Origin of the sequence: Polynucleobacter sp. AM-7D1 (assembly GCF_018688455.1) — a bacterium.
In the GTDB taxonomy this organism is placed as follows: Bacteria; Pseudomonadota; Gammaproteobacteria; order Burkholderiales; family Burkholderiaceae; genus Polynucleobacter.
On sequence record NZ_CP061319.1, the window covers coordinates 502,837 to 516,108 of the forward strand.

Sequence of the window (13,272 nt, forward strand, 5' to 3'; positions counted from 1 at the left end):
AAAGATGAATGAGCAATTAGCAAGAGAAGAGATTTGCCGGATTGGAAAAAGTTTATTTGATCGATCCTATGTCCATGCAACTGCGGGCAATATTAGCGTTCGTATTGAGGATGGTTTTTTAATTTCACCCACAGATGCCTGTCTCGGATTCCTTGATCCTGATCGATTGGCTAAGATTGACATTCATGGGCGACAGCTTAGTGGTGACAAGGCCAGTAAGACAATGGCTCTACATGCCGCCATTTACAACAAAGCAAGACAATTTGATCAAGATACCTCTTGCGTTATTCATACTCACAGCACTCACTGCGTAGCCTTGACTCTGGAGTCCAATCCATTTACAGGCGATGGAGTTTTGCCTGAACTATTGCCTGCAATCACGCCGTATTTTGTGATGAAGGTGGGTCACGTGCCAACAATTCCCTATGCAAGCCCTGGCTCTGTAAAAACTATTGAATTTGTAGAGAAGGTAATCGAAGCTTATGGGGAGGTGGGAACCCCTTTGCGAGCTTGCATGCTGTCACGCCTCGGGCCATATGTTTGGAACAACTCATCCAGTTCAGCAATGGCCACCCTTGAGGAGTTGGAAGAAACGGCAAAACTGTTTCACCTCAAAAATGCGCCGATCAATCCGCTTACGGAAGCACAGTTAAATGAACTGCGGACTGCATTTGCAGTCCGCTGGTAGTTACTGGGCGTAAATTGAATTAATCTAATTCGATTTTGGCGTAATCAACTACCTTTTTCCATCTTTGTGCATCGGCCTTAATAAATTCGGCTGACTTGCTTGCATTCATAAAGTCTACAGTAGCACCAAGTTTAGTGAGTGAGTCAGCCACTTCCTTTTGAGATACTGTCTTTTGAATACTGTTTTGTAATTTCAAAGCAATATCTGCTGGCAAACCTTTTGGTGCAGCAATACCGAAATAAGCTGTAACCTGAAAGTTCGGAAAGCCTGCTTCTTGCATTGTTGGGACCTGGGGAAGCGCAGGATTTCTGGTGGTGCTGGTAACAGCAAGCGCTTTCAACTTGCCGCTTTTAATTAAGCCAAGCGCAGAGGGAAGGTTATCAAACATAAAATCGATATCTTTAGATACTAGAGCTACATTCGCTAAGGATGAACCTCTGTATGGAATGTGAACTACAAAAATGCCAGCTTGGCTTTTCAGCATCTCGGCGCTGAGGTTCAATGAGGTGCCATTGCCGTTGGAGCCGTAGTTCATCTTGCCTGGAGACTGTTTTGCGCGTTTTACTAATTCAGCTACTGAATTAATTCCGGAGTCAGGATTGACTAAAAGTACATTCGGCAACTGCCCAAAAATAGCAATCGGTTCAATGCTGCTGGGACTGTAAGGCAGTGTTTTATAAATTGCTGGGCTAATAGAGAGTGGCGGGGATGCCATGAGAAGTGTGTATCCGTCGGGACTTGCTTTTGCAACCTCTGCGGCACCCAGATTGCCGCCAGCACCAGGCTTGTTTTCTACAACAATAGCTTGCCCAAGATCTGTTGAAAGCGCTGGAGTAATGAGGCGGGCAACGTTATCGATCAGTCCGCCAGGAGGAAATGGCACTACCAGTTTGACGGGCTTATTTGGATAAGGGGTTTGTGCAAATGCAAGGCCAGAGCTGGCCAGCATTAGAAAAACTGCACATTGTTTAAATATGGATATCAGATGATTTTTCATAAAGGGTAAATTTTTTGTTGTAAGAAAATATAAAGTCTCATTGCAAAGATTAGCACGAAGTGGTGCACTCGGAATTTGGCTTAAATTTCATAGGTTTCTGACTCGCTATTCATCGCTTGCTCCACAATTTTCTTGGTGAGGGTTGGTGAGAATAGCTCAATGAAGGTATATACAAAAGAGCGCAGATAAGCCCCTTGCTTAACGCCTAAGTGCGTCACATTGTTTCCAAACAAGTGCCCAACTGGAATGACTCTGAGATTGCGATCTCGATCTGCGTCATAAGCTAAGCCAGCAACAATCCCGACACCCATTCCGGTTTCAACATAGGTTTTGATCACATCTGCATCAATTGCTTCCAAAATAATGTCTGGACTTAGATTACGTTGCGCAAATGCAGCATCAATCTTGCTACGCCCTGCAAATGCTCTGTCGTAAGTGATGAGCGGATACTTTGCAATTTCTTCCAGGGTGATGGTTGACTGATTGAGAAGGGGGTGGCTCAGCGGCACCATGACGACGTGTTGCCATTGGTAGCCGGGAAGCGCAAGGACACCAGGAGTATTGGCAATACCTTCGGTTGCTATTGCGATGTCAGCGCGATCATGAATGAGTAGCTCTGCAATTTGACCGGGGCTTCCCTGCTGAATGCTGACCCGAACCTTTGGAAAGCGTTTAGTAAATTCGGTAAGCACTTTAGGTAAGGCGTAGCGGGCTTGAGTATGTGTGGTGGCAATTACAAAGTTACCTTGATCTTGGCTGGCAAAATCTTTTCCAACTCTTCTTAATGTTTCCACCTCGTCCAAAATGCGCTCAATTGAGGCAAGAATTCTTTTGCCAGGCTCAGTCAGTGAGCGAATCCTCTTGCCGTGGCGTCGGAAGATTTCTACACCGAGCTCATCTTCTAACTCAATAATGGCCTTAGAGACTCCCGGTTGAGAGGTAAAAAGTGCTTTAGCTGCAGAGGTCAGATTGAAGTTCTGTCTTACAGCTTCACGTACAAAGCGAAATTGGTGCAAATTCATAAGGATCCCATTCTTTATATCAACTGAGATATAGGAATGAAATTCTATATGATTTTCAGGTATTAAGCTCTAGATACCCAACGTAAACCTGCAATTGCCAAAATGAAATACAGCAATGGAGGTGTGAGGGCGGTCAGCAGCGCAGGCCACGACCCCAAAAGACCAACATTCGAGAAGAGTGAGTTAAAAAGCTGAAAGCTCATTCCCAACATGATGCCGCCGAATACCTTGATGCCAACGCTACCAGCGCGTACCTTGAGATAGGCAAACGGTAGCGCCAATGTCAGCATGACAAAGATCGTAAATGGGTAGATTACTTTCTTCCAAAACGCTATGGCATGGCGGTGCACATCTTGTTTGTTATCTCTTAGATGAGAAATGAAGCGACCTAAACTAAAAATCGACATTTTTTCCGGACTAACCAAGAGCACGCTCAGAATTTGTGGCGTGACTTCAGATTCCAGGCTCACGATTGGATGGGCAAAAGTTTGCGCTGAATAGACTGGGTTGAGTGGGTCAGCCTGTTTAGTTTCTTTAAAGCGAGTTTCTATAACGTCATCCAGAATCCAGGTGCCTGTTTGGTCAAAGCGCCCTGAAGCCGCACTTCGAATGGAGAGCAAGCGGTACGCATCATCAAATTCATACATGCGAATATTTTTGATTTCGTTGTCATGTTCAATTTTGCCAACGTTGACATAGCGGACTCCAGGCCTAACAGGACCGCTGCCATCTTCATCACGTAAGCGATCTTTCACCCATATCCCAGTCTTAAATTGAGAACTGTAGGATGAGCCTAAAGCCTTCATTCGAATTTGATCTGATAGCTTTTCTGTGTAGGGCCCTAACCATTCACTCATCACAAGCGTGACGATCACCAGTGGTAACGAAATCTTGGCCAAGGTAGTTAAACCTCTGCGTATATCTAATCCAGCAATACGTAAGATCGTGAACTCTGACTGGCTGGCCAACATAGCAAAAACATAAATACTTCCGATGAGGCCTGCAATAGGAATGATCTCGGAAATCCGACTTGGCGCTTTCAAAATAACATGTAGCAGGGCTAATGGCAGGGTGTACTGACCTTTTACAGACCCAAGCTCACTCAGAATGTCAAAGAATAAAAACAAAGCCACTAAAGCAAACAGAATGAAACCAAAGGCAGCATATATCTGCTTGGCTAAGTAGCGTTCAAAAATATAAGGAAATAGATATTTCATCTACTAGCCAAGAAGGAGGGAAGTTGGCGGCGCCACCATTTCAAGGATGGGTTGATGCGGTTGCGGATCAGTAGGAAGGCAATACCAAACGCTAGGGCATGTATAGGCCAAGCTGCTACAAAAACATTTACTTTGCCTTGTGAAACAAAGTTTTGAGTGAGGTTCAACAGATTGCTATAAATTAGGTAAATTAGCACGGCATAAAACATCGCAGTGTAGTTGCCTAGTCTTGGGTTGACGTAGGCAAGCGGAATGGCAATGAGCACTAAACCAAGGGCCATGAATGGCAGGCCTAAGCGCCAGAGTAGCTCTGCATAATTTGGGTTAATGGCAGCTGGATTGGGATCGTTTAACAGTTCCATAACTGTTTTTTCACGATCGCGTGGCGCTGGATCAAGTGCACTTTTGCTATGAATATGAGTGCTGTACTCAGCGAATTCTAAAATCCTGAAATCCGGTTGCGTTGGGAGTCCTTCGTAACGACGGCCATTATTTAGCACAATCGATTTTCCGCCTCCCTCTGCATTCTCCATGAATCCAGTAGCTGCAACAGCAACACTGAGCCGCCCATTTTTGGTTTCTGCAGCAAAGATATTTTTCACTTCACTTTTATCGACATCCAACTCTTCAATAAAAAATACCCGATTCGCTTTGGCTGATTCTCTAAATTGACCTGCGGCAACCATGGAGACATCACTGCGTTGCTGAAAGCGTTGGCTGATGATGGTGGATTCACGATTGGCCCAAGGCCAAACAAAAAGGGCTAATAGGGCAATGATGACAATGAGTGGCGCCGCAAAGCGCAGAATGGGTCGAATAAGACTGGCAATACTCAGACCGCTAGCAAACCAAACAATCATTTCCGAATCTTTGTACCAGCGAACTAACACTATTAAGACGGCTACAAACAGGGAGACCGTGAGGAGAACGGCCATATAGCCTAGCGTGGCTAGCGCTATTAAAACTAGGGCATCTTCTGGATTTACAGCGCCATTAGCCGCAAAGCCCAAAATTCGAATGACTAGGGTGGTAATCATGATGGTGACCAAGACCAAGAAAACGCCACCAGTCGTAAAACTGAGTTCGCGGCGAAGGGCTTGGTGAAAAATCATGAATAGATAATGAGTTAGCTGTTATTGGCTCACTCAAGATGTGAACCTGCATCTCGGAGGATAATGGATAAACACCCATTTTTCCCCTTGAATTGACTTAAAAATACTTTTAGACATCATGACTATTCAATTTAGCACCAAGATTTTTGCGCAAGCCGATCTCAATAATCCCAAGCAACTCAAGGCAAGCCTAGCCACTTTATTGGCGCAGAGCTCTGATTGCTTAGTTTTAGCCTACTCAAAGGCAGATTTAAATGCCTTAGGGGGCGGTAAATCTAAGTCTGGGCTATTGCTCGAATTGGATCGATTGCTTGGGGGTTCTGTCACCCATGCCAATCTTGTTGGTGATTTGGATGCTCAGCAAGCATCTACTTGCGTCATTCGAGCTGAAAAATCTTGGGCAGGCTTGGGAGTCAAGGTTAAGCGCATTCTTTTGGTATCCCTGGGTGATATCACTCCTGCTAGCGCACGCAGTCTGAGTTCTTTCTCCAAAATTGCCCGAGCCGCATTAAAGCAATTAAGTGGCGGCTCCATCCAAAACGCTTTATGGTTTATTCCGAGCTTTGCCTTGGGACATCGCGCTGAGTTCATTGCTGAAGAAGTACGCTTGACCATTCAATATGCAGGCGATCAAGCATATCGTTTTGGCGTTCGTCAGCCAGCCATGAAATTTAAGGCTAAAGATAAGCCGGATACTTTTGCACATCTCATCTTTGCAGGTAATGACACTTGCGCCAAAGAGCTCAAGGCCTCAGTTCCAGAAGGTGCTGCGATGGTTGAGGGTATGAACTTGGCTAAAGACTTGGGTAATTTACCTCCGAATATTTGTACGCCAACTTACTTAGGTAAAGCGGCGCAGGGCTTAAGCAAGAAGACTGGCCTCAAGGTGGAGGTCTTGGGTCGCAAGCAAATTGAAGCTTTGGGCATGGGCTCTTTTTTATCGGTAGCCCAAGGTTCAGATACGCCGCCACAATTTATTGTGATGCGTCACCAAGGTGGTAAAGCAGGCGAGGCTCCGATTGTATTGGTGGGTAAAGGCATCACCTTTGATACCGGCGGTATTTCCTTGAAGCCTGGCGAAGCCATGGATGAGATGAAGTACGACATGTGCGGCGCTGCCTCTGTGATTGGCACGATGTATGCCACAGCTTTAATGAAGCTCAAAAAGAATGTTATCGGCGTGATTCCTACTTGTGAAAATATGCCTTCCGGTAATGCCACACGCCCCGGCGATATTGTGAAGAGCATGTCGGGTCAAACGATTGAGATTCTCAATACCGATGCAGAAGGTCGATTGATTTTGTGCGATGCCTTAACTTACGTTGAGCGCTTTAAACCTAAGGCTGTGATTGATGTAGCCACTTTAACTGGAGCCTGCATAATTGCATTGGGTCATGTACATAGTGGTGTGTTTTCAGATGATGAGGGTTTAGTGAACTCTCTCACTAAAGCGGGTCATGCCTCTTTGGATACCGTATGGCGTTTGCCTTTAGATGCGGCCTACCATGAGCAGCTCAAATCGAATTTTGCGGATGTTGCCAATATTGGCGGACGTCCAGCAGGCAGTGTGACTGCCGCTTGTTTCCTATCACGCTTCACTGAAAAATATAAATGGGCTCATTTAGATATTGCTGGAACGGCTTGGAAGAGTGGTGCTGCTAAAGGTGCAACTGGACGCCCAGTGCCTTTGCTTGTGAATTACTTGTTAGATCAGAAATAAGCGTAGAGAGTAATTCATGGCTCGTATTGATTTTCATAGTAACGTAAGCGATAAGCTGGAATACGCTTGTCGCTTAACGCGCAAAATCTGGAGCGCCACACCTACTGGTGAGTCTGTGCGCAATATTGTGATGGTGGGCGAGAAAGTTGACCTCAAAAAATTAGATGAACTGCTATGGACATTTAGTGCAACAGATTTCCTGCCACATTGCTTTATTGAAGATGAAGCAGCGATAGATACACCCATCTTGCTGACAGATCATTTTCTGTCTCCCGCTTTATCTCAGTTGCCTCATGCGGATGTACTCATTCACTTGGGTATGAAAATGCCATCAGATGTTCCAGCATTGCTTGCTCGCTTCCCTCGCATTGTTGAGGTTGTCACAATCAACGAAGCAGAACGTCTTGCAGGTCGCGAACGATATAAGGCTTATCGTGACTTAGGTCATGAGTTGCACAATTTTGATCAATCCAAAGCGTGATTGCTAAACACTCAGTATGTTGATTCATCCAGAATTTGATCCTGCTGTTATTCGGATAGGCGCATTTGCCATTCATTGGTATGGGCTAATGTATCTATTGGCATTTGCGCAATTTTTATTATTAGGTCGTCTGCGCATCCGTACTCCGCGATATCAATCTTTGGGTTGGACATATAAAGACCTTGAGGATCTTTTATTTGCTGGCGTTTTAGGTGTGGTGCTGGGTGGGCGTTTGGGCTACACCTTGTTTTATATGCCTGGCTACTATCTTGCAAATCCTCTCAGTATCTTCAAGATATGGGAGGGTGGTATGTCTTTTCATGGCGGCCTGCTAGGCGTCTTATTGGCCTTGCTCTGGTTTGCTTATCGCCGCAAGGTTTCCTTCTTTGTTGTGAGTGATTTGGTTGCGCCACTTGTTCCATTTGGTTTGGCATTTGGTCGCTTAGGTAATTTCATTAATGGCGAGTTATGGGGGAGGCCAACAGACCTACCATGGGCTATGGTGTTCCCAATGGTGGACTCCATTCCACGTCATCCTTCCCAGATTTATCAATTCTTGGGTGAAGGCATTTGCCTGGGGATTGTGCTTTGGATATATTCCAGTAAACCGCGCAGGGTAGGGCAGATTTCTGGCTTATTTTTATTGGGTTATGGCATTTGCCGCTTCTTGGCGGAATTTGCTCGCGAGCCTGATGCCTTTTTGGGTCTCTTGGGCCTAGGTTTATCTATGGGGCAGTGGCTTTCTGTGCCCATGATTATTTTTGGAATTTACCTTATAGTGAGGGTAAATGCGAAAAACGGCAGTTATCAGTAGTTAAAAATCGAGTTTTCTAGGTCTTTTGTAGTCAATTCCCTGGATTTGACCGAATTACCTGGTAATGCATTGCCTTTTTACAAAAATTGCCTATTTTCTGAGCATATTTACTAAAACTGAAAGATATCCATGCTGGAGAAGTTAACTAAAGCGCGCAATTTATCCAAGGCAAATAACGCCATCAAGCGTTTGATATCGGAGCGAGGCGAATCTAACGCCCTCAGCATGGCTGATGATGTAGTTAACAACTATCGCAAATTAGCAAAAGATCAGCATGTCTCATTTTTTACTTTTCTGTTTGAGAAGCTCAATCCCGCAGCGGATGCGGTACTCAAGGCGGCGCAAAATTTTGTTGCTGATTCCAGTGCACGTAATTACATCCAACTCCAAAAGGTTTCAGAGTCTCCTCGCCAAGAATTCTTTAGACGCCTCAATCGTGCCAGCCACGGAACAGCGGCAGTGGTTCAGATGCGCCGAGATCTATTGCAGTTGTTAGATAAAAAACCAGAGTTGGCTGCGGTGGATTTCGATATGCGCCATTTGTTGTCATCTTGGTTTAACCCAGGCTTTCTAAAAATGCACCGGGTGGACTGGAAATCTCCAGCAGAGGTCCTTGAGAAGTTAATTCAACATGAAGCAGTTCATGCTATCGATGGTTGGGATGACTTGCGTCGTCGGCTTCAGCCAGATCGTCGCTGCTTTGCCTTCTTTCACCCGCAGTTGCCAAGCGAGCCCTTGATCTTTGTGGAAGTGGCGCTTTTGCCCGAGATCCCAACGGTGATCACACCATTAGTTGATAAAAAAGCAGAGACAGTCGATCAGGCATCTCAATATAAGGTCGCTGTTTTTTATTCCATCAGTAACTGCGAGCCTGGTCTACGTGGCGTATCCATGGGGAACTTCCTGATTAAGCGGGTGGCAGAGCAATTACATGCTGAATTCCCTGGAATCAAAACTTTTGTAACCTTATCACCCATTCCAGGATTTATGGATTGGGTCGCCGCCGGCGCTCATTTGGGTGAGGGCGTTCCAGGTGAGAGATTGAAGCCAAACCTCAAGTTAGCGCGCGATGCTGCACTAGCAGTCTTAAAGCTCGAGAGCCAGTCTTGGAGCGAGCGATTGGCGGGTGGTTGGCACCCAGATCTCGCCCCAGAGGAAGAGAAGGCTGCTTTATTAAGCTTGGCAAGTATGTATTTGGGGCTTGCCTCTACTGGGCGCGATGGCAATCCGGTGGCCAAATTTCATTTGGGTAATGGTGCAAAGTTGCATTTAGTGAATTGGGCAGGGGATTTATCGCGCAAAGGATTGCGCCAATCTGCTGGACTAATGGTGAACTACCTATATGACTTAGGAAGCGTAGAGGACAACCATGAGCGCTTTGCTAATGGAGAAATTGTCTACTCCAGGGCCGTAGGCCGCTTAATGGCGCCCTAGTGTTTTCCCTTGTATGGACTTTTGCAGTAAGTGTTAAGTGCCCTTAGAATGAATGCTGTATTTATAAAAACGAAGTCAATCACTAGATTGATACAAAAGGAGACAAAGATGTTTAATCAAAAAACCAAAGCGTCGCTTTTTTCTATAAGCACGTTAAAGAAATCACTATTTCTACTTTGCGCAGCACCGCTAGCAGTAATGGCACAAGAATGGCCAGCTAAGCCAGTTACCTTTTTAAACCCATTCCCTGCGGGTGGTGGAACTGATGCGTTCGCCAGACCTTTGGCAGCGCAACTAACCGAGCAGTTGGGCAAGCAATTCGTGATCGATAACCGTGGTGGCGCAGGCGGCACTGTTGGTGCTTCGCTCGCTGCAAAGGCTGCACCCGATGGCTACACTTGGTTCATTGGTGCAACTCACCACACTATCGCGCCATCAATGTACAAAAATCTTGATTACGATATTGAAAAGAGCTTCATTCCAGTAGCTATGTTGGCAAACGTTCCTCAGGTTTTGGTGGTCAATCCACAACGCGTGAGTGCACGTAATGCTAAAGAGTTCATTGAGCTCATGAAGAAGAATCCTGGTAAGTACAACTTTGCTAGCGCGGGTAGTGGCACTGTTCACCACTTAGCTGGTGAGCTGTTTAAGATTCAGACAGGCACCTTTATCACTCACATCCCATACCGTGGAGCTGGTCCAGCAATGAATGACTTATTGGCTGGTCAGATTGATCTAGAGTTTGATGGTCTAGCGACTTCTGCTCCACAGATTAACGCTGGAAAGTTGGTAGCAATTGCTGTGGCGTCTAGTAAGCGTTCAACCGCGATTCCAAGCGTGCCAACTTTTAAAGAAGCAGGTTTGCCAGACTATGAGGTATCTACTTGGTATTCCATGTTTGCTCCAGCGGGTACTCCAAAGCCAATCGTTGACAAGATGATTGTTGAAGTACAGAAGGCTCTAAATTCTCCGAAACTCAAATCAATTTGGGAGAAAAATGGCTCTGATACTCCAAATTTATACGGTGAAGCTTTTGGTAAGCAAGTGCGTGCTGACGTTGCCCGTTGGTCTGCGGTGGTTAAGAAGTCTGGTGCGCAACTCGATTAATTAGTAATAGTAAAAGTTAGAATGGTTTTGAGACTCGAATGAATTTATATTCTTTATTGGAAAAAGGTTTTCCAAAAGATAAGCAAGCTTGTGCATTGGAAACGCATGATGGTCTTTATTACTCCTGGAGTGATTTAGAGCGTGCCACTGCCAAGATGGCAAATTTTCTGAAGAGTCTCAAACTACCAGCTGGATCGAGGGTTGCTGTACAGGTGGAGAAATCTCCTGAAGCTCTCTTTCTGTACTTGGCTACTATTAAAGCGGGTTATGTTTATTTACCCCTGAACACGGCATATCAAGCTGCAGAAATTCAATACTTTATTGAAAATGCAGAGCCTGCAGTCGTAGTTTGCAGTAGTAAGAATTTCTCTTGGGTATCGAAGGTTGCCTTTAAGGCAGGCACTCAGCACGTGTTTACTTTGGATGAGGATCGTAAAGGCACTCTGCTTGATCGTGCTGCTAGCCAAAGCGATAAGTTCAAAACCGTTGCTGTCAAAGATGATGATTTAGCTGCCATCTTGTATACCTCCGGTACAACCGGTCGCAGTAAAGGTGCGATGCTGACCCACAAGAACTTGGGTAGTAATGCACAGGTGCTGCAGAAGTTTTGGGGCTGGAAAAAAGGCGATGTTCTATTGCATGCTTTGCCAATCTTTCATGTCCACGGTTTGTTTGTAGCTGCTCATGGTGCATTAATTAACGGTAGCAAAATGATTTGGTTGCCGCGTTTAGATACTGCGCAACTAATTCATCACATGCCCAATTCCACTGTAATGATGGGTGTTCCAACGTTCTATGTACGCTTGCTTGCAGATGAAAACTTTAATAAGAGCGTCACGCGCAATATGCGCTTATTTGTTTCTGGTTCAGCTCCTTTGCTCACGGAAACGTTTAATACTTTTAAAGAGGTGATTGGTCAACCGATTCTTGAGCGCTACGGTATGAGCGAAACCGTGATGTTGGTTTCCAATCCATATATTGGTAATCGCGTAGGTGGTTCGGTTGGATTGCCTTTGCCAGGCGTGAAGGTGCGCGTGGTTAATGAAAACAATCAAGCTTGCGGTATTGATGAAATCGGTAGTATCCAGGTTAAAGGCCCAAATATATTCAAGGGCTACTGGCGCATGCCAGAAAAAACTGCAGAAGAATTTACCAAAGACGGCTGGTTTAAAACCGGTGACGTTGGACGTTGGGGTGGCGATGCCAATGGTGGTAAAGCACCCAAGGATTACCTCTGTATTGTTGGACGTAGCAAGGACTTAATTATTTCTGGTGGCTATAACGTTTATCCAAAAGAAATCGAAAGTTTTATCGATGACATGGATGGCGTAGATGAGAGTGCTGTGATTGGTATTCCGCATCCAGATTTTGGTGAAGCGGTAATGGCAGTGGTCGTACCCAAAGCAGGTGCCAAGCTAGATGCACAAGCCATGATCGCCGCACTCAAAACGCAGATTGCAAATTTCAAGATTCCAAAGCGTTTAGAGATTGTTTCAGACTTGCCTCGCAATGCAATGGGCAAAGTCCAGAAGAATATTCTGCGTCAGCAATATACCAGCTAATAGCGGTAAATCAGTTTCTTAGAAACCAAATGCCTTGCGGCTTTCATTAAACATGAAAGCTGCGAGCATAAAGAGCATTACACCAAAGATGCGTTTGAGTTGAGCTACATTGAGCTTTCTAGCCATCTTGGCTCCCAGCGGGGCGGTGAATATACTAACCGCCACAATGCAAAGCACTGCGGGAATATAAACAAATCCAAGTGAGCCTGCAGGGAGGTTGGGGTTGCCCCAACTACCGTACATGTAGCCAATCGTTGCTGCAGCCGCAATCGGAAATCCTAAGCCTGAAGAACTTGCCATCGCAGTATGTGGTTTTACATTGCACCAAAGCATAAATGGCACGGTGATAAAAGCTCCACCTGCGCCAACAAGGCTGGCAATCACACCTGTAAATGCCCCAAATGAAAAAAGACCGAGGGGGCCTGGCAATTCTCGCCCAGCCGTAGGTTTTTTATTAATAATCATTTGGATCGAGGTATACACAATAAAAATGGCGAAAAATAGAGATAGCCAAGAGGTGTCAATTGCCTCAAAGATTTCACTACCGCCAACAAGGCTGCCAATAACCAGTCCAGGGCTCAGTCCTGCCACTAGTTTCCAGTCAATAGAGTTGTGTTTGTGGTGAGCCCAAATGGCTGAGGTGGTTGTAAAAAGAATGGTTGCCATTCCAGTAGCAATTGCCATATGCACAATGACATTTTGACCAAACCCTAAATGATTGAAGACTACGATCATGAAGGGAACCAAAATCATTCCGCCACCAATGCCAAGAAGCCCAGCAAGAAAGCCGGATATGCTGCCGCACAACATCAGCATGAGGATATCGGCTATCGACATGAATTCCCCGCCTTGGCCGCTAGGCCGTCATCCTGAACCCTAAGGTTCAAGGTGGAACGGCTACTCTGTTTCGGGTGCATTAAGAACTCCAGGGAGTGAACAGCTCGAGGCTGCCACTGTGAAGATTCGAAACGCTCACGCCCACAGTGTAAAGATCGTTCCGGATGCTTGCGCATCGGTTCAAGGAGCTATTGGCCTTGGCGAACCAGGCAGGGAAAGGGTTTGCATTAGAGCATCTACTTGATCTTCCAGAGAGTGGATTTCTTTCTGGAGGCGAGCAA

General features: G+C 45.6%; 12 protein-coding genes and 1 other RNA gene. 7 read left to right on the forward strand and 6 right to left on the reverse strand.

All coding sequences use genetic code 11. The features are described 5' to 3' along the window. Positions 1-4 precede the first annotated feature (4 nt). On the forward strand, positions 5-688 hold the full coding sequence (locus tag GQ359_RS02670) for an aldolase (protein ID WP_215387387.1): 684 nt from the start codon (positions 5-7) through the stop codon (positions 686-688). Positions 689-707: 19 nt separating this feature from the next. Here GQ359_RS02670 and GQ359_RS02675 read toward each other — a convergent pair whose 3' ends face one another. The 4 genes from GQ359_RS02675 to lptF form a co-directional block, all read right to left on the reverse strand. Next, on the reverse strand, positions 708-1,637 hold the full coding sequence (locus GQ359_RS02675; protein ID WP_251367910.1) for a tripartite tricarboxylate transporter substrate binding protein: 930 nt from the start codon (positions 1,635-1,637) through the stop codon (positions 708-710). Between the two features lie 128 nt (positions 1,638-1,765). Then, entirely contained in the window at positions 1,766-2,707 is a 942-nt protein-coding gene (locus GQ359_RS02680; protein WP_215387389.1) for a CysB family HTH-type transcriptional regulator, read from the reverse strand. Positions 2,708-2,769: 62 nt separating this feature from the next. Then, a complete protein-coding gene (gene lptG, locus GQ359_RS02685) occupies positions 2,770-3,924 on the reverse strand; it encodes an LPS export ABC transporter permease LptG (protein WP_215387390.1) in 1,155 nt (384 codons plus the stop codon). Then, on the reverse strand, positions 3,921-5,036 hold the full coding sequence (gene lptF, locus GQ359_RS02690) for an LPS export ABC transporter permease LptF (RefSeq protein WP_215387391.1): 1,116 nt from the start codon (positions 5,034-5,036) through the stop codon (positions 3,921-3,923). Before lptF ends, lptG begins: the two co-directional genes overlap by 4 nt. A 124-nt stretch (positions 5,037-5,160) precedes the next feature. On the opposite strand from lptF, the gene GQ359_RS02695 reads away from it, so the two are divergent. From GQ359_RS02695 to GQ359_RS02720, 6 genes are all read left to right on the forward strand, one after another. Next, complete coding sequence (locus GQ359_RS02695; protein WP_371822465.1) at positions 5,161-6,756, forward strand: leucyl aminopeptidase; 1,596 nt, start codon at positions 5,161-5,163, stop codon at positions 6,754-6,756. 16 nt (positions 6,757-6,772) lie between these two features. Beyond that, entirely contained in the window at positions 6,773-7,237 is a 465-nt protein-coding gene (locus GQ359_RS02700; protein ID WP_215387393.1) for a DNA polymerase III subunit chi, read from the forward strand. 16 nt (positions 7,238-7,253) lie between these two features. After that, the gene (gene lgt / locus GQ359_RS02705) at positions 7,254-8,051 is read left to right on the forward strand and encodes a prolipoprotein diacylglyceryl transferase (RefSeq protein ID WP_215387394.1); all 798 of its coding nucleotides are present in this window, start codon (positions 7,254-7,256) and stop codon (positions 8,049-8,051) included. Between the two features lie 129 nt (positions 8,052-8,180). Continuing rightward, on the forward strand, positions 8,181-9,485 hold the full coding sequence (locus GQ359_RS02710) for a malonyl-CoA decarboxylase (protein ID WP_215387395.1): 1,305 nt from the start codon (positions 8,181-8,183) through the stop codon (positions 9,483-9,485). A 108-nt stretch (positions 9,486-9,593) separates the two neighbouring features. Next, a complete protein-coding gene (locus GQ359_RS02715) occupies positions 9,594-10,592 on the forward strand; it encodes a tripartite tricarboxylate transporter substrate binding protein (protein WP_215387396.1) in 999 nt (332 codons plus the stop codon). Between the two features lie 38 nt (positions 10,593-10,630). Further along, a complete protein-coding gene (locus GQ359_RS02720; RefSeq protein WP_215387397.1) occupies positions 10,631-12,154 on the forward strand; it encodes a malonyl-CoA synthase in 1,524 nt (507 codons plus the stop codon). An 18-nt stretch (positions 12,155-12,172) separates the two neighbouring features. Here GQ359_RS02720 and GQ359_RS02725 read toward each other — a convergent pair whose 3' ends face one another. Both GQ359_RS02725 and ssrS read right to left on the reverse strand, forming a co-directional pair. Beyond that, positions 12,173-12,991: a sulfite exporter TauE/SafE family protein gene (locus GQ359_RS02725; protein ID WP_215387398.1), complete on the reverse strand. Its 819-nt coding sequence runs from the start codon at positions 12,989-12,991 to the stop codon at positions 12,173-12,175. After that, positions 12,992-13,210, reverse strand: a non-coding RNA gene (gene ssrS / locus GQ359_RS02730) — 6S RNA. Positions 13,211-13,272 lie beyond the last annotated feature (62 nt).

Coding starts and splice junctions, on each gene's coding strand:
- GQ359_RS02670 (WP_215387387.1), top strand. CDS start 5: ATGAATGAGCAATTAGCAAGAGAAGAGATTTGCCGGATTGGAAAAAGT.
- GQ359_RS02675 (WP_251367910.1), bottom strand. CDS start 1,637: ATGCTGGCCAGCTCTGGCCTTGCATTTGCACAAACCCCTTATCCAAAT.
- GQ359_RS02680 (WP_215387389.1), bottom strand. CDS start 2,707: ATGAATTTGCACCAATTTCGCTTTGTACGTGAAGCTGTAAGACAGAAC.
- lptG (WP_215387390.1), bottom strand. CDS start 3,924: ATGAAATATCTATTTCCTTATATTTTTGAACGCTACTTAGCCAAGCAG.
- lptF (WP_215387391.1), bottom strand. CDS start 5,036: ATGATTTTTCACCAAGCCCTTCGCCGCGAACTCAGTTTTACGACTGGT.
- GQ359_RS02700 (WP_215387393.1), top strand. CDS start 6,773: ATGGCTCGTATTGATTTTCATAGTAACGTAAGCGATAAGCTGGAATAC.
- lgt (WP_215387394.1), top strand. CDS start 7,254: ATGTTGATTCATCCAGAATTTGATCCTGCTGTTATTCGGATAGGCGCA.
- GQ359_RS02710 (WP_215387395.1), top strand. CDS start 8,181: ATGCTGGAGAAGTTAACTAAAGCGCGCAATTTATCCAAGGCAAATAAC.
- GQ359_RS02715 (WP_215387396.1), top strand. CDS start 9,594: ATGTTTAATCAAAAAACCAAAGCGTCGCTTTTTTCTATAAGCACGTTA.
- GQ359_RS02720 (WP_215387397.1), top strand. CDS start 10,631: ATGAATTTATATTCTTTATTGGAAAAAGGTTTTCCAAAAGATAAGCAA.
- GQ359_RS02725 (WP_215387398.1), bottom strand. CDS start 12,991: ATGTCGATAGCCGATATCCTCATGCTGATGTTGTGCGGCAGCATATCC.